This is a genomic window from Mesocricetibacter intestinalis (assembly GCF_004363295.1).
Taxonomy (GTDB): Bacteria; Pseudomonadota; Gammaproteobacteria; order Enterobacterales; family Pasteurellaceae; genus Mesocricetibacter; species Mesocricetibacter intestinalis.
The window spans coordinates 43,181-59,562 of sequence record NZ_SNYQ01000010.1 but is presented as its reverse complement, the minus strand read 5'-3'; the positions used below and the strand labels follow the sequence as shown (position 1 = coordinate 59,562).

Below are 16,382 nucleotides of genomic sequence, written 5' to 3'. Positions count from 1 at the left end.
GAGCAAAAAATAACGACGCACCGGATGTTTTGTTGTTTCACAACAGCGCGTCGTTGTGTGGGGCGTATTATAGGGCTTTCGATGACCTTTGCAAGCACTTTTTAAAAATTTATTTAAATTAAATAGATGATCGAATAGAAAACGTCCGTTTTGACTTGTTCCTATACAGATTCCGTATTAGAGTGAGTAATCTTTGCTAATTGGAGGCGGTGATTAGAATGATTTTTGAGAATATGATTGGGTTGGGAGTTGCCGGTAATTTCGCCGGCCATCTGGAACAGGCGGGCGAAGCGGCGGATTTTAAGCAGGTTAACACAGCCGAGCCAGTTCAGCCAAAAGCGATTTTTCCTTTTTATGTGCCGGCAAGGGAAGCGGGATTTTTATCCGTTTATCCTTTGTCTTCGGATATATTACGTTTTCCTGCGGGGGGAGCGGATAATCTGCAAATAGAGCCTGAAATTGCGTTGATCTGTGATTTGCAATATGAAAATAAAAAAGTAGTGAAGATCATACCGCACTTTTTCGCCGCTTATAACGATTGTTCTATCCGCCGTCCGAACGCTCGGAAGATCTGTGAAAAGAAAAACTGGGGGCTTGAGAGTAAAGGTCTTGCGAAGCACTGGATCCCATTACCGAGCTTTGAGGCGGGTTCGGTTATTGACCGTTACCGTATCGCCTGCTTTCACCGTCGCGACGGGAAAACCAATATCTATGGGGTGGACAGTCCGGCTTTGGGCTATAGCTATTTCCATCAGAAGCTACTTGATTGGATTGCGGAGCGCATGAATAACCAGCGTGATCAAGGGCCGATAAATGATATTGCCCAATTGTTGGCTCAGGCAAATTATCCGGATAAAGCCGTTATCAGTATAGGGGCAACCCGCTATACGCCTTTCGGTGAACAAAATTACCTACAGCCCGGGGATACCAGTATTGTGGCGGTATACAACGGTGAAAAATACGATGAATCAAGTGTTTTCGCCATGGCCGAGACGCTACAGTTCGCCGAGGATATTTCCGTATTAATTCAGAATCTGGTCTAGCCTTTCGATAAGCTGCTGATTACTGATATTAAGCAAAAGTGCGGTCATTTTTCTGCACGTTTTTCTGACCGCACTTATCAGTGATTATTAGCCGACGGTTATTAGTTTCCTCTTAAGGAAACTTCGCCGCCGTTAAAGCGAAGCAATTCATTGTTCCGGTTCTGCAACAATAAATGCCCTTCTTCGTCAATCCCTCGGTCAACCCCCCAAATAACCTTTTGTTCGGTAATCACCCTCACTTCCCGCCGGTAAAACGCATTGAGTTTTTTCCATTTTTCCTGCAATTCAGTATTGATACCCGTCTGTTCGAAGCTTTCCAGATAATGGTAAATACGCTGGATTATACGAATGATAAGCTGGTTGCGATCCAGATTCGGTAATACCTCGCACAGTTCCGCCCAGGGCTGATCAATTTCATCGGTAGCGAATAAGGATAAATTGATTCCTACCCCTACCACCAGATTCAGGCAACCATTTCGAAGATGCATGACTTCCGCTAGAATCCCGCCCAGTTTACGCCCGTCCAGTAATAAGTCATTCGGCCATTTCAGCGCAACCCCTTGCGCTCCCATTTCCCGTAAAACTTCTGCTATCGCCATACCGATAATCAGGGTGAGTCCCGATGCTTTTCTTGCCTCATTGAAGTGCCAGTAAAAGCTGAATATGGCCTGCCCGGCAAAAGGAGACAACCAACGGCGACCGCGACGACCGCGTCCTGCCGTCTGATATTCGGCCAGACAAAGCGCCCCTTTGTGCAGATGCTCCGCATTATCCATAATATATTGATTGGTGGAGTCGATTACCCTTTTAATTTCTACGGAATAAGGGCTAAGCGCCCGGCGCAACAGCGCACCGTCAAGAGGAGCCAGCGGCATAATCAGTTCCAGACCGGATTCATTATCATCAAAGCACAACCCTTGTTGCCGCAAACCGTCCATCTCTTGTCGTAGCTGCGCTACCCTTTTACCGCTGAGCCGGCTTAATTGCGCCCAACCAAATCGTCCGCCTTCCGCTAAAATTGTTAATAAATCCGACATCAACGTCGCTCCCCTACCTGTTTTTATCCATTGTAACCCCGTCGAATTTTTCAGGTCGACAACCTTTAATCCCGGGTTCGATTTTCCGGAATATCGGCTAAAAAAATAATTCCCAAACGATTGCGAACCCTGTATAATCCCAGCGCAATATTTTTCCCCCCACTTATATAAAGAGAGAATATTGCAATGTTACGAATTAAACAAGAAGCATTAACTTTTGACGACGTTCTTCTAGTTCCCGCACATTCTACGGTACTACCGAATACCGCCGATTTATCTACTCAATTAACCAAAACCATTCGTTTAAACATTCCCATGTTATCCGCCGCTATGGATACCGTAACCGAAACCAAACTGGCTATCGCGCTTGCACAGGAAGGCGGTATCGGCTTTATCCATAAAAATATGTCTATCGAACGCCAGGCGGATCGGGTTCGTAAGGTGAAAAAATTTGAAAGCGGGGTGGTTTCCAATCCGGTAACCGTACGCCCGACCACCACATTACGCGAAGTTGCCGAAATGGTAAAACAAAATAAATTCGCCGGCTATCCGGTTACCACGGAAAACGGCGATTTAGTAGGTATAGTTACCGGCCGAGATACCCGCTTCGTTCCAAATCTTGATAAAACCGTCGCCGATGTAATGACCCCGAAAGAGCGCCTGGTAACCGTAAAAGAAGATACGCCGCGCGAACAGATTTTCGAACTGATGCATCAGCACCGTATCGAAAAAGTGTTGGTCGTGGATAACAGCTTTAAATTGAAAGGCATGATCACCCTGAAAGATTTTCAGAAAGCCGAACAAAAACCGAACGCCTGCAAGGATGAATTCGGTCGTTTACGCGTAGGTGCGGCGGTGGGCGCAGGCCCGGGTAATGAAGAACGTATTGACGCCTTGGTAGAAGCGGGTGTGGATATTTTGTTAATCGATTCCTCACACGGGCATTCCGAGGGGGTACTGGAGCGTGTGCGAGCCACCCGCAGAAAATATCCCGATCTGCCGATTATCGCCGGTAACATAGCTACGGCGGAAGGCGCAATTGCCTTGGCCGATGCCGGCGCCAGTGCGGTAAAAGTCGGTATCGGACCGGGTTCAATCTGTACCACCCGTATTGTTACCGGTGTCGGTGTTCCTCAGATCACGGCTATTGCCGAAGCGGCGGAAGCTTTAAAAGAACGCGGAATTCCGGTAATTGCGGACGGCGGTATCCGCTACTCCGGCGATATTTCCAAAGCGATTGCCGCAGGTGCCTCCTGTGTTATGGTGGGTTCAATGTTTGCCGGTACCGAAGAAGCCCCGGGCGAAATTGAACTTTATCAGGGACGCGCATTTAAATCCTATCGTGGTATGGGTTCCTTAGGAGCAATGGCGAAAGGCTCTTCCGACCGTTATTTTCAGTCCGATAATGCGGCGGACAAATTGGTGCCGGAAGGCATTGAAGGCCGTATCGCCTATAAAGGTTTTCTGAAAGAAATCATTCATCAGCAAATGGGCGGTCTGCGTTCCTGTATGGGGCTGACCGGTTGCGCCACCATTGAAGAGTTGCGCACCAAAGCGCAATTCGTACGAATCAGCGGCGCCGGCATCAAAGAGAGCCATGTACATGACGTAACCATTACCAAAGAAGCGCCGAATTATCGTATGGGATAATCTTCGGATAATATTCAGCTGATAAAGTGCGGTCATTTTGACCGCATTTTTTATTGCCCCGCTTTAGGCTATAATGTGGCCCAAATTGATTACAACGAGATTAGAATTCCTATGGCTCAGATTGCAGAAAATCCCCTCGTCCTGGTAGACGGCTCATCTTATTTATACCGTGCATTTCATGCCTTTCCGCCCCTAAGCAATGCGCTCGGCGAGCCTACAGGTGCGATGTATGGCGTATTGAATATGCTGAAAAGTCTGATCAACCAGGTACAGCCCACCCATATTGCCGTAGTATTTGATGCCAAGGGCAAAACCTTCCGCGACGAAATGTTCGAGCAATACAAATCCCACCGCCCACCTATGCCCGATGATCTGCGCAAACAAATTCTGCCGCTGCATGAAATTATTCGCGCCCTGGGTATTCCGTTGCTTTCCGTCGAAGGGGTGGAAGCGGACGATGTTATAGGTACCCTGGCCCGCCAGGCCTCGGCGCAGGGGCGTAAAGTGCTGATCAGTACCGGTGATAAGGATATGGCACAATTGGTCAATGATGACATTATGTTGATCAATACCATGAATAACAGCCTGTTGGATCGGCAAGGCGTAATTGATAAATACGGTATTCCGCCGGAACTGATCATCGACTACCTGGCGCTGATGGGCGACAGTTCGGACAATATCCCCGGCGTCAGCGGGGTCGGCGAAAAAACCGCACTGGGACTATTACAAGGGATCGGCAGTATGGAACAAATTTACGCCAACCTGGATAAAGTCGCGGAGCTACCGCTACGCGGTGCTAAAAAGCTGGGGGAAAAACTGGCACAAGCACAGGCGGATGCGGATTTATCTTACCGCCTTGCCACCATTAAAACCGATGTAGCGCTTGAAGTCGGCGTCGATCAGCTAACCATCGGCAATGCCGATAAAGATCGTCTGCTGGAATATTTCGGCCGTTATGAATTTAAACGCTGGCTGAAGGAAGTGATCGAAGGAGAAAGTTCCGTTACCGCACCGCGCAGCCGAACGGAAAAAATCAATCCTTATCAGGCAACCGCTGCTGTACCCAATGTAGCGGAGAGCGAAATCAACGTCCGTTTCGATCGCAGTAAATATGAATGCTTGCTGAAGGAAGAAGATCTGCGGCGCTGGGTGGAAAAACTGCAAAACGACCGGCTGATCGCGCTGGATACGGAAACCGATAATCTCGATTATATGCTTGCCAATCTGGTGGGAATTTCCTTTGCCCTGGAGAACGGAGAAGCGGCCTATTTACCGCTGCGACATCATTATATGGGGGTGGCGCGGCAAATCGATTTCAGCACCGCACTTGAATTGTTGAAGCCGATTCTGGAAAACCCGCAAATCGCCAAAGTCGGACAAAATTTCAAATATGATCTCACCATTTTCGCTCGCCACGGTATCCTGGTTCAGGGCGTAAAATACGATACCATGTTGGAATCCTACGTGCTGGACAGCACCGGCCGGCATAATATGGACGAACTGGCCAAACGCTATCTGAACCATCAAACCATTTCTTTCGAACAGATTGCCGGCAAAGGTAAAAATCAGCTGACCTTTGATCAAATTGAAATAGCTACCGCCGCCGAATATGCGGCGGAAGATGCGGATATTACGATGAAACTGCATCAGGTATTATGGCCGAAACTGTCAGCCATTCCCGCACTGAGCGAATTATTCACCCAAATGGAAATGCCGCTACTTGCGGTATTATCCAGAATGGAACGCCATGGCGTATTAATTGACAGCGACGCCCTCTTCGCTCAGTCCGGCGAAATAAGCCAGCGTTTAAACGCCCTGGAACAACAGGCCCATGAACTGGCGGGGGAAAGTTTTAATCTGGCCTCCACCAAACAATTACAGGAAATTTTATTCACTAAGCTGGGGCTGCCGGTACTGAAGAAAACGCCGAAAGGCGCACCTTCCACCAACGAAGAGGTACTGGAAGAACTGGCCTACGAACATCAATTACCCAAATTACTGGTGGAACATCGTGGGCTAAGCAAACTGAAATCCACCTATACCGATAAACTGCCGCTGATGATAAATCCGCACAGCGGACGGGTGCATACTTCTTATCACCAAGCGGTTACCGTTACCGGGCGTTTGTCTTCCAGCGATCCGAATCTACAGAATATTCCGATCCGAAATGAAGAAGGGCGCCGTATCCGCCAGGCTTTTATCGCCCGTCCCGGGTATAAAATTATCGCCGCCGACTACTCGCAAATCGAACTGCGGATTATGGCTCATTTGTCCACCGACCGAGGACTGACCGAAGCCTTTAAACAAGGGAAAGATATTCACCGCGCCACCGCGGCGGAAATCTTCGGCCTGGCGCTGGACGAAGTCGGCTCAGAACAAAGACGAAGCGCCAAAGCGATTAATTTCGGTCTGATTTACGGTATGTCCGCTTTCGGTCTGGCGCGCCAACTGGGTATTGCCCGCAATGATGCGCAACGCTATATGGATTTATATTTCCGCCGCTATCCGGGCGTACAAAATTTTATGCATGATATTCAGCAAAAAGCGAAGGAACAGGGTTATGTGGAAACATTATTCGGTCGACGCCTCTATTTGCCGGATATTCAATCTGCCAACGCTATGCGCCGTAAAGGTGCGGAACGGGTGGCGATTAATGCGCCGATGCAGGGTAGCGCAGCGGATATTATCAAACGGGCCATGATTGCTATCGACGCCGCCATTCGGGAGAAAGAGGATATTCGTATGCTGATGCAGGTACATGACGAACTGGTCTTTGAAGTACGCGAGGACAAGGTGGAAAGCTATGCGGAACTGATCAAATCGCTGATGGAAGGTGCCGCACAACTGCATGTGCCTTTAATCGTTGATGTGGGAATCGGCGATAACTGGGATCAGGCCCATTAATTTAAGCGGATTGACTCAAGAGGCATTAAGCCGCTTTATTCTTACAGGCCTGCGGAATTGCCGGGCGGATACAAATTAAATAGCACATATGCCGGGATTTCAGTGCCGAGCACTTTGATTCCGGTATGCACCCGCGCTAAACCTTGCCTGAATTCCAGCGCGCTTTTATCCATTATTCCCCGCTTCTCCGCCTTTACTCCGCTGCCATTCGCTATCTTCAGCTAACCGAATAACTTCTTGCCGAAGAAAAACAATGCCAATCCCAAGCCAATAACCAATAGCCCGAGCAATTGCCAAATCTGAAAAGGGCGCTGTAGCATACCCAACAAGCCGAAGTGATCGATAATCGCCGCCGCTACAAGTTGTCCGATAATAATAAAAAACAGCATATTGGTAATACCCAGCTTGGGCGCCAGAAAAATCGTCGTAAACACCACCAAAGCGCCGAGCGGCCCGCCGATCAGCTTCCACCAGGGCTGTTTCGGTAAATGCTGCCAAGCCTGCAATAAATCCGCCTTATACAGGCAGATCAGCAATAAAGCCAATGTACCCGTCGCAAAGGAAACCAGGGCGGCAACTGCCGGTTGCCCCGCCAGCGAAGCGGCCAGCTGACTGTTTATCGCCGCCTGAGTCGCCAGCGCAAAACCGGCACAGAGGGCAATAACAATAAAAGAAATTAACATAGTTTTTCCCTACCAATTAAAATCCGCTTTTTAGCTAAAGCGGAGCGAAAAAATAAACCCAAGAGCAATTAAACCGACCTGCTGCGGCCTACTTCCATTCCAATGCAAAACGGCTTTCCTCCGCCGTTATTCAAGCGGTCGAGTCGAACAGGGGGTTTCCCTATCCTTCGGCAAGACCTTTGCGCTAATAGCAATAGATTATCAAATCCGCGCATACCAGACTTTCTATGTTCCGCCGTGCCGGTTGCGGCAAAACTCGCTTATTGTAACAATCACCGGGATTATTTTTAATCGGTTTCGAGCAAAAAAAAGTGCGGTAAAATCACCGCACTTTTTCTTATCGGATATAAAAATCAGAAATCTTCGAAATATTGCTGAATCTGTTTAATATCCTGGGTTTGTGTTAAAGCCAGTTGTAGCAGAACTCGAGCTTTCTGAGGGTTAAGGGTACCGGAAGCAGCAAAGCCCAGTTTATTATCGTCCAGTTCGCCGTTACGGGTCGTATAACCTGTAGGTACGCGGGAAGAACGAACTACAGCAACCCCATCTTTTGCCGCTTTTTCCAGCATTTCAAGATTAGCCGCATTCATATTGCCGTTCCCCACACCGGCGCTGATAATACCTTTGTAACCATTGTCTAATAAAGCTTTCAACGGCTCGGTCGGCATATTGGAATAGGCATATATAATACCGACTTTCGGCAGCTCGGTTAAATTATCCACATTAAACGGCGTATTCGAAGTATGTTTACTTTCCGGCGAACGTTCGTAATCTACCTTGCTGTTATGAATATAGCCTAGGGTGCCGAAGTTCGGCGATTCGAAAGTTTGTACCGCGGTGGTACTGGTTTTTGTTACATCACGAGCCCCCAGCACCTCATTGTTCATCGCCACTAACACACCGCGTCCGGCGGATTTTTTATCGGTAGCCACTACAACCGCATTATATAAATTAAGCGGGCCGTCGGCACTTTTCTCAGTTGCCGGGCGCATTGCGCCGACCAGCACCACAGGTTTTTCACATTTTACGGTGAGATTCAGGAAATAAGCGGTTTCCTCCATAGTATCGGTTCCGTGCGTAATCACAAAACCGTCGGTTTTATCACATTGTGCGTTAATGGTTTTTACCAGTTTCAGCCAGACTTCATCACTCATATCCTGTGAGCCGATATTTACAACCTGCTCTCCTTTGATATTCGCCAAATCGTTCATCTCCGGTACCGCTTCAATTAAAGTCTGTATGGTTAATTGACCCGCTTTATATTCGGAGCCTACGGCACTGGCTCCGCTGCCGGCAATGGTTCCGCCCGTAGCCAAAATGGTAATATCCGGCAACTGTGCGGCATTTGCTGTAGAAACCCCCAGCCCTAATAAAGTTAATGCGGCCAATTTACTCAGTTTCATACGATCTCCTTAATAATTTATTGTTGTAATAAAATACCCGTAACAGGGTATTTCAGCCTTATATTATAGTAAAGTTGCAATATTATTCTTTGATCCGGCTCTCAAATATTACAAATCCTCAACAAAACCCTTGCTGCCGGAGATAAAAATTTAGCGCTATAATTAGCAATATTTTCACCGGACGGATACAACCATGCTTTCAACCTTCTCAATCCGCACATTAAAAATACGACTGGTGCAATTGATGCACAAAAAACTGCGCCACACCTACCAAATTCCACAAAAAACCATTGCCTTATCCTGTTTATTAATAGGCGCCGCACTGGTGTCCCTGTTTTCCCTCGGATTCGCTAAATTGGCGGATCTCGGATTGTATTGGAATGCCCGTTGGACGGCGCAATATCCCGTTGCCGTATGGTTCATACTGCCGACGGGATTAGCCATACTGGCTTGGTTTACCGCCAAATATACGCCCTATGTGGCAGGCAGCGGTATCCCTCAGGTTATTGCTTCGCTCGCCTTAGCACCGGGTGCCAATAAGAACCGGTTACTGAGGTTCGGGCAAACCCTCTGGAAAATTCCGCTCACTTTTCTTGCCATGTTACTCGGTGCTTCCGTCGGGCGCGAAGGGCCTTCCGTACAGGTTGGTGCGGCAGTTATGCTGGCCTGGGGGAATTTTTGCCGCCGCCATAATTTCGCTTTCCGCGAGTTAAGCGCTAACGAGTTAATGGCGGCCGGTGCCGGCGGAGGACTGGCGGCAGCATTTAATGCGCCGCTGGCGGGGGTGATTTTCGCTATCGAAGAGCTGGGACGCGGCGTATTGCTACGTTGGGAGCGACGCGTGTTACTCGGGGTGCTGGCGTCCGGTTTTTTGCTGGTCGCTCTGGAGGGGAATAATTCCTACTTTCCCCAATATCAGGGAGCCTATGAGGGATCTCATCTGTTCCTATGGGTTATCTTATGCGGCTTAATATGCGGGGTTTGCGGCGGTATTTTCGCCCGCCTACTGGCCAAGGGAGCCGCCGGTATCAGCCCGCCAAAAATCCGCGCCCTAATACGGCGTCATCCGATCCATACAGCCTTTATTCTAGGTTTGATCCTGGCCGCACTGGGTACTTATAGCCACGGACAAACCTATGGTACCGGCTATGCCGAAGTGGCTAAAGCCTTGAATGGAGAAGCGTTGGAACCCAATACCCTTGGTATTACAAAACTATTTGCTACCGTCGCCAGCTACTGGTCCGGTATTGCGGGCGGAATATTTACCCCCTCTCTCACCGTCGGGGCAGGTATAGGCGCACAGTTGGCCGTATTTGCGGCAGAAGGGGTAGATCCGCGTATGCTGGTGTTACTCTGTATGGCCGCTTTTCTGGCGGGAGCTACGCAGTCGCCGCTCACCGCTGCGGTCATTGTTATGGAAATGACGGGTTCACAGCCGTTCTTGATCTGGTCGCTGATAAGCTGTATCGTAGCCACCTTTGTTTCTCGGCAATTTAATCCGAAACCTTTCTACCATCTGGCCGCCGCACGCTTCCGCCAGCGGGTACAGGAAGAAAATCGGCAATAGAATAAGTTAAGCTAAAAAAATGACTCAAAATCAACCGCACTTTTACCCGGGGCGTTTTTCCGTTGCCCCGATGCTGGACTGGACGACCCGCCACTGTCGCTATTTTCACCGTCAGTTCAGTCGCTATGCCTTGTTGTATACGGAAATGGTTACCGCACCGGCGGTTATCCATGCCAAGTATGATCATCTTGCTTTCAATAGTGCGGAACATCCGCTTGCGCTACAACTCGGCGGTAGTGATCCGGCCCAGCTGGCACAATGCGCCGAATTAGCCCAACAACGCGGCTATGATGAAATCAATCTGAATGTGGGCTGCCCTTCCGATCGTGTTCAGAACGGGAGATTCGGCGCCTGTCTTATGGCTGAAGCAGATTTGGTGGCGAAATGCGTGGCGGAAATAAAAGCCGTTGTTTCCCTTCCGGTAACAGTTAAAACCCGTATCGGTATCGATCAGTTCGACAGTTATGAATTTCTATGTGATTTTATCCGCCGGGTGCAGCAAGCCGGCTGTAACGAATTTATTATTCATGCCCGCAAAGCCTGGCTTTCCGGCCTCAGTCCGAAAGAAAACCGAGAGATTCCGCCTTTGGATTACGAACGGGTCTATACTTTAAAACGGGATTTTCCCCACCTGCGCATCAGTATTAACGGCGGTATCAAAACCCTAGAGGAAATCAAACGGCATCTGCAATTTGTCGACGGGGTAATGGTCGGGCGCGAGGCTTATCAAAATCCGTCCTTATTAGGCCATATCGATCAGGCGCTGTTTGATCCCGCCGCGCCGGTTATCCCCCCCCGTCGGGCGGTGGAAAATATGTTCCCCTATATCGAAAAGGAACTTACCCAAGGGGCGCAGCTAAACCATATAGTACGCCATATGCTCGGTGCCTTTCAGCACTGCAAAGGGGCCAGACAATGGCGCCGTCATTTAAGTGAAAACGCCCATAAACCCGGCGCCGGTATCGAAACGCTGGAACAGGCGCTGGCTTATATTGAAGACTGAGACCGAGAAAAAGCGCGCCGCCCTGCGCGCTTATTTTCCGTTAAAGGATATTCTCAAACTGTCGGAACACCGATTCCGGCCAAACGCTGGACTGAACCTCACCGATATGTTTTTTCTGCAATAGCAGCATCAACATACGGGACTGCCCGATACCACCGCCGATAGACAGCGGAAAACGCCCTTCCAACAGGTTACGATGCCATTCAAGCTGTAGCCGGTCTTCATCACCGCTAATAGCGAGCTGCTTACGCAATGCGCTTTCATCTACTCGAATTCCCATGGAAGAAAGTTCAAATGCGGCGCCCAGAACCGGGTTCCAAACTAAAATATCACCGTTCAACCCTTTATATTCGCCTTCCGAAACGGTGGTCCAGTCGTCGTAATCCGGCGAGCGAAAATCATGAGGCTTACCATCGGATAATACGCCGCCGATACCAATTAAAAATACCGCACCGTATTCCTTACAAATCGCATTTTCACGCGCTTTATCATTCATTCCCGGATACCGCCGGACTAAATCCTCACTATGGATAAAGGTAATTTCCGCGGGCAAAAAACGAGGTAATGAGAATTTTTCGCTTACCGCCCGTTCCGTTTCCAACATGGCGCGATAAATGGAACGCACGGTTTCTTTCAGGTAGGCGAGATTACGCCGTCCGGCCGGAATAACCTTTTCCCAGTCCCACTGATCCACATAAACGGAATGGGTACAATCCAAGCTGTCTTCATCAGGCCGCAGCGCTTTCATATGCACAAACAATCCTTCTCCCTCGGCAAACCCGAAGCGGGCGAGCGTATGTCGCTTCCATTTGGAGAGAGAATGAACAACTTCGAAGCGAGCGGAAGGAATTTGTTTGACATTGACCTGTACCGCCTGCTCTTTACCGGAAAGATTATCTTGCATACCATTGCCTACTTGGCTTAGGATAGGTCCCTGAACCTCAATTAAATCCAAATGTTCGATCAATTTTTCAGTAAAGGTATTTTTGCTAAAGCTAATTTCTTGCTGCTGTAAAATAAAAGATTTTTTCATTATTATTCCCTTAATGACGATTGAAAACATAACCAGTTTTAGCACCAAATTAAATAGCATTCAATAATACAACAATGGAAAAAGATAATTTAACAATAAAACCCTTATCAACTTAAATTAAAATCAAAATATTATATTTATTTTTAGATAAAAAATAAAAAGGCGCCAAATTATGCAGACAATCGATAATTTAGATCAGCAGATCCTACGCGTATTAACCAAAGACGCTCGAACCCCCTATGCTGAAATGGCGAAAGCTTTCGGTGTGAGTCCCGGGACCATTCATGTCAGAGTCGAAAAAATGCGCCAATCCGGCATTATCGAAGGCACAAAAGTAAAAATTGACGAGCGCAAACTGGGTTATGATGTGTGCTGCTTTATCGGCATTATTCTGAAAAGTGCAAAAGATTACGACAAAGTGATTAAACAACTGGAAACCTTTGATGAAGTGGTGGAAGCTTATTACACTACAGGTAACTACTCTATTTTTATTAAGGTGATGACCCATACGATTGCCGAACTGCATTCGGTACTGGCAACGAAAATTCAGCGAATTGATGAAATTCAATCAACGGAAACCCTGATTTCTATGCAGAATCCGATTCTGCGCGATATTAAGCCCTGATCCGTTCTTTTCTCATCCTGCCGGAATTAGTTTCATTGCAGGAAAAAAGCTTTTTATGCGGGTGGAATTGCTAAAAACCGCCGATTTCCCCGCATAAAAAACGTTCCCAAAATCCACCGCACTTTCGCAAACTAAGGAATAAATTGACGCGGCTATGGCGGGATTTGCCGCCATAGCCGTTTGCTCTGCTTTATAAACGCTTTATACACGTTCGATAATCATAGCGATGCCCTGACCGCCACCAATACATAGGGTGGCAAGCCCCAGAGTCGAATCTTCCGCCAGCATATTATGCAGCAGGCTAACCAGAATTCGTGCGCCGCTGGCACCGATCGGATGACCCAAAGCAATAGCGCCGCCGTTAATATTGGTTTTTTCCATATTCAGATTCAATTCTCTGCCGACGGCTATAAACTGAGCGGCAAAAGCTTCATTCGCTTCCACCAAATCCATGTCCTCCAATGCCAGCCCCGCTTTTCTGAGCGCTTTCAGCGTTGCAGGTACCGGTCCCAGCCCCATCAAAGCCGGATCGGTACCGGCACTGGCATAAGCCCGGATTCTGGCTAAAGGCCTCAATCCCATGGAACTGGCTTTACGTTCGCTCATCAGTAATAAAGCGGCGGCGCCGTCATTGATGCCGGAAGCATTTCCTGCGGTAACGCTCCCCTCTTTTTTGAAGGCCGGCCTTAATGCGGCTAAAGCCTCCAAAGAAGTGTCAGCTTTCGGATATTCGTCTGTAGCAACGATAATTTCGCCTTTTCGGCTCTTCACCCGTACCGGCGCAATTTCCCGCTCAAAGCGTCCCGACTGCACCGCATCACTGGCCAGAATCTGTGAACGTAAGGCGAAATTATCCTGCTCTTCACGGCTGATATCATATTTTTCCGCAATATTTTCCGCAGTAATCCCCATATGATAACGATGTAACGCACAGGTTAAACCGTCTTCAACCATAGTATCGCGCAGGCTCAGGTTCCCCATGCGTACGCCGCTACGTACCTTGGCATCCAGAATATAAGGCGCCTGACTCATATTTTCCATACCGCCGGCAATCACGATTTCCGCATCACCGCAACCAATTGCCTGAGCGGCGGAAACAACCGCTTTCATACCTGAACCGCACACCTTGTTCAGGGTAAAAGAAGGAATTTCCCGGGCGATTCCCGCTTGCAGCGCCGCCTGACGCGCCGGATTCTGGCCGATGCCCGCCTGCAACACATTGCCCATAATCACTTCATGTACCAGTGCGCTGTCCATATCCGCTCTTTTTAATACTTCCTCAATAACGGTAGCGCCGAGTTCCACCGCACTTACGCCGGAAAGTGCGCCGCCAAATGCGCCAATAGGCGTTCTTGCGGCACTGACAATCACAATATTTTCCATTTCCCATCTCCTTTTCTTGTGCTGATAATCCTTTATAAGGGGCTAGAAAAAATACAGCCCGATAACGAAAATCGGTGTGGTAAAAATCAGTACGGTCATACAATAGCCCATAATATCCCGTACCCCCAGCCCGGCAATACCCAATGCCGGTAAGGCCCAGAATGGCTGCGCCATATTTGCCCACATATCGCCGTAAGCAATCGCCATCGTCGCTTTCCCCAGATCCGCCCCCAGCGTCTGAGCAGCAGGAATAACAAAGGGCCCCTGCACCACCCAGTGCCCACCGCCGGAAGGCACGGCAAAATTAATCAATGCGGAGCTGAAAAAGGTCAGCAGCGGAAAGGTGTCCTTATTGGAGATATTCACAAAAAATTCGGTAATCATTCCACCCAGGCCGGAATGTTCCATTAACAGCTGCATCCCCGCATAAAACGGAAACTGAATCAGAATACCCGCCGTACTCCGGGCCGCATTGGTAATCGCCCGTACATAAGCCGCCGGCGAAGCATGCAGAAAAATACCGCTGAGCAGGAAAATAAAATTCACGCTGTTAATGGTAAGCTTAAATCCGTTGTGATAAAAATACCGGCCCAGATAGAAAAAGCCGACGCCGGCAATAATATAGGCCAGCAACCGGCTTTCCTCCAGACGCTCCGCCGGTGTGGAATGTTCCCCCAGCTTTTTAGTAAACACCGGATCTGGCTGAAGCAAGGCGGGATCAACGGAACGCACTTCCCCTTCTTTCGGCGTCATCATTCCGGTGATAAAGGGTAATGAGATGAACAGCATCAGCATAATAAACAGGTTATAACCTGAAAACAGCGTATCCAGTGCGGGAATAATGCCATTCGGGTAGGCTTCGGAACGGACTAAATGGGCAACAGGATTACCGGGTGTTGCCGCTTGCAAGGGCATGGAACCGGAAAAACCGCCGCCCCAGGTCATAAAGCCGATATAGGCGCAGGCAATCAGCAGCGCATAATCGGTTCCTTTAATCCGTCGGGCGACTTCCTTAGCGAACATGGCGCCGACTACCAGGCCGAATCCCCAGTTTACGGCGCAGGCCAAACTGCTCATAAAAGTAACTAGCATTACCCCCTGAACCGGTGTTTTGGCAATAGCTGCGCTGGTATGTAAAAAACCGCGGATTTGCGGAGCGGAAGCCAGGGCATTACCGGTAACCACGACCATAGCCATTTGCATACTGAAAGAGAGTAAATTCCAGAACCCGTCGCCCCACATATTAATCAACGCCACCGGGCCGTGCTCAGTCGTCCCCCAGGCGGTAAAGAAGATTAACATACTGAGCAATACCGCCAATACCAGAGGATCGGGCATATATTTGCTGACGAGGGCGGTCATAAAACGTGAAACACGGCTAATCATCGCGACTCCTCAGCTTACGGACATTACTTTTAAATCCGGCGAAAGCTCGAATTCCGCTTCGGTCTTGGCTCGAATATCTTCCACCGAATAGCCTTCGGCGATTTCGGTGAGATACATCCGTCCCCGACTGAATTTAAACACCGCCAGTTCCGTTACTACCATATGCACCTTATTTTTCGCCGTCAGCGGCAGAGTACAGCGCTTTAGAATTTTGGACGCACCGGATTTGGCGCAATGTTCCATACCGATAATGACCTTGCGCGCGCCGGTAACCAGATCCATCGCGCCCCCCATACCGGGAACCATTTTCCCCGGAACCATCCAGTTGGCTAGGTTCGCCTCCTGATCCACCTCCAAACCGCCGAGCACACAGGCATCTACATGCCCGCCGCGAATCAGCGCAAAAGAAAAAGAACTGTCAAAAAAAGCGCCGCCGGCTTTAATTGAACAGGGTTGCCCGCCGGCGTTTACGATACTTGGATCCGGATGCTCCGGATCCGCCGCACTCAGTCCTAAAAATCCGTTTTCGGACTGTAACGTAATATCAACCCCGGCAGGCAAATAAGCGGCGACCATGGTGGGTAAGCCGATACCTAAGTTCACCACATCGCCGTCCTGAAGTTCCCGTGCGATGCGACGCGCAATCAATTCCTTTGAATTCATAG

The 16,382-nt window shown here is 48.9% G+C and carries 13 protein-coding genes; 6 read left to right on the top strand and 7 right to left on the bottom strand.

Features of this window, described 5'->3' with window-relative positions; genetic code table 11:
* Positions 1-218 precede the first annotated feature (218 nt).
* Positions 219-1,043 carry a DUF5718 family protein gene (locus EDC45_RS09650; RefSeq protein ID WP_133545849.1) on the top strand — a complete coding sequence of 275 codons (825 nt, stop codon included), beginning with the start codon at positions 219-221 and terminating at the stop codon, positions 1,041-1,043.
* Positions 1,044-1,144: 101 nt separating this feature from the next.
* On the opposite strand, the gene birA is transcribed toward EDC45_RS09650, so the two are convergent.
* Positions 1,145-2,080 (bottom strand): bifunctional biotin--[acetyl-CoA-carboxylase] ligase/biotin operon repressor BirA, encoded by a 936-nt coding sequence (birA, locus tag EDC45_RS09645; protein WP_133545847.1) that lies wholly within the window; start codon positions 2,078-2,080, stop codon positions 1,145-1,147.
* A gap of 186 nt (positions 2,081-2,266) precedes the next feature.
* Between birA and guaB the strand changes: the two genes are divergently transcribed.
* Positions 2,267-3,730 (top strand): IMP dehydrogenase, encoded by a 1,464-nt coding sequence (guaB, locus tag EDC45_RS09640; protein ID WP_133545845.1) that lies wholly within the window; start codon positions 2,267-2,269, stop codon positions 3,728-3,730.
* A gap of 111 nt (positions 3,731-3,841) precedes the next feature.
* Complete coding sequence (polA, locus tag EDC45_RS09635; protein ID WP_133545843.1) at positions 3,842-6,634, top strand: DNA polymerase I; 2,793 nt, start codon at positions 3,842-3,844, stop codon at positions 6,632-6,634.
* A gap of 221 nt (positions 6,635-6,855) precedes the next feature.
* On the opposite strand, the gene EDC45_RS09630 is transcribed toward polA, so the two are convergent.
* Both EDC45_RS09630 and ansB read right to left on the bottom strand, forming a co-directional pair.
* Positions 6,856-7,317, bottom strand: coding sequence for a DMT family transporter (locus EDC45_RS09630; protein ID WP_133545841.1), 462 nt, complete (start codon positions 7,315-7,317; stop codon positions 6,856-6,858).
* A 353-nt stretch (positions 7,318-7,670) separates the two neighbouring features.
* Positions 7,671-8,720, bottom strand: a complete 1,050-nt coding sequence (gene ansB / locus EDC45_RS09625; RefSeq protein ID WP_133545839.1) for an L-asparaginase 2 — start codon at positions 8,718-8,720, stop codon at positions 7,671-7,673.
* A gap of 193 nt (positions 8,721-8,913) precedes the next feature.
* Here ansB and EDC45_RS09620 point away from each other — a divergent pair, with 193 nt between their 5' ends.
* Entirely contained in the window at positions 8,914-10,287 is a 1,374-nt protein-coding gene (locus EDC45_RS09620; protein WP_133545837.1) for a chloride channel protein, read from the top strand.
* Positions 10,288-10,306: 19 nt separating this feature from the next.
* Positions 10,307-11,290, top strand: a complete 984-nt coding sequence (gene dusA, locus EDC45_RS09615; protein WP_133545835.1) for a tRNA dihydrouridine(20/20a) synthase DusA — start codon at positions 10,307-10,309, stop codon at positions 11,288-11,290.
* A 40-nt stretch (positions 11,291-11,330) separates the two neighbouring features.
* Here the strand turns inward: dusA and asnA are convergent, their stop codons facing one another.
* On the bottom strand, positions 11,331-12,323 hold the full coding sequence (asnA, locus tag EDC45_RS09610; RefSeq protein ID WP_133545833.1) for an aspartate--ammonia ligase: 993 nt from the start codon (positions 12,321-12,323) through the stop codon (positions 11,331-11,333).
* Between the two features lie 172 nt (positions 12,324-12,495).
* Between asnA and asnC the strand changes: the two genes are divergently transcribed.
* On the top strand, positions 12,496-12,948 hold the full coding sequence (asnC, locus tag EDC45_RS09605; protein WP_133545831.1) for a transcriptional regulator AsnC: 453 nt from the start codon (positions 12,496-12,498) through the stop codon (positions 12,946-12,948).
* Between the two features lie 201 nt (positions 12,949-13,149).
* Here the strand turns inward: asnC and EDC45_RS09600 are convergent, their stop codons facing one another.
* Genes EDC45_RS09600 through EDC45_RS09590 form a run of 3 tightly spaced genes read right to left on the bottom strand, consistent with a single transcriptional unit; the run spans position 13,150 to position 16,380 of the window.
* Positions 13,150-14,331, bottom strand: coding sequence for an acetyl-CoA C-acetyltransferase (locus tag EDC45_RS09600; RefSeq protein WP_133545829.1), 1,182 nt, complete (start codon positions 14,329-14,331; stop codon positions 13,150-13,152).
* Positions 14,332-14,373: 42 nt separating this feature from the next.
* Complete coding sequence (locus EDC45_RS09595; protein ID WP_133545827.1) at positions 14,374-15,717, bottom strand: TIGR00366 family protein; 1,344 nt, start codon at positions 15,715-15,717, stop codon at positions 14,374-14,376.
* A gap of 9 nt (positions 15,718-15,726) precedes the next feature.
* Entirely contained in the window at positions 15,727-16,380 is a 654-nt protein-coding gene (locus EDC45_RS09590) for a 3-oxoacid CoA-transferase subunit B (protein ID WP_133545825.1), read from the bottom strand.
* Positions 16,381-16,382: the final 2 nt, after the last annotated feature.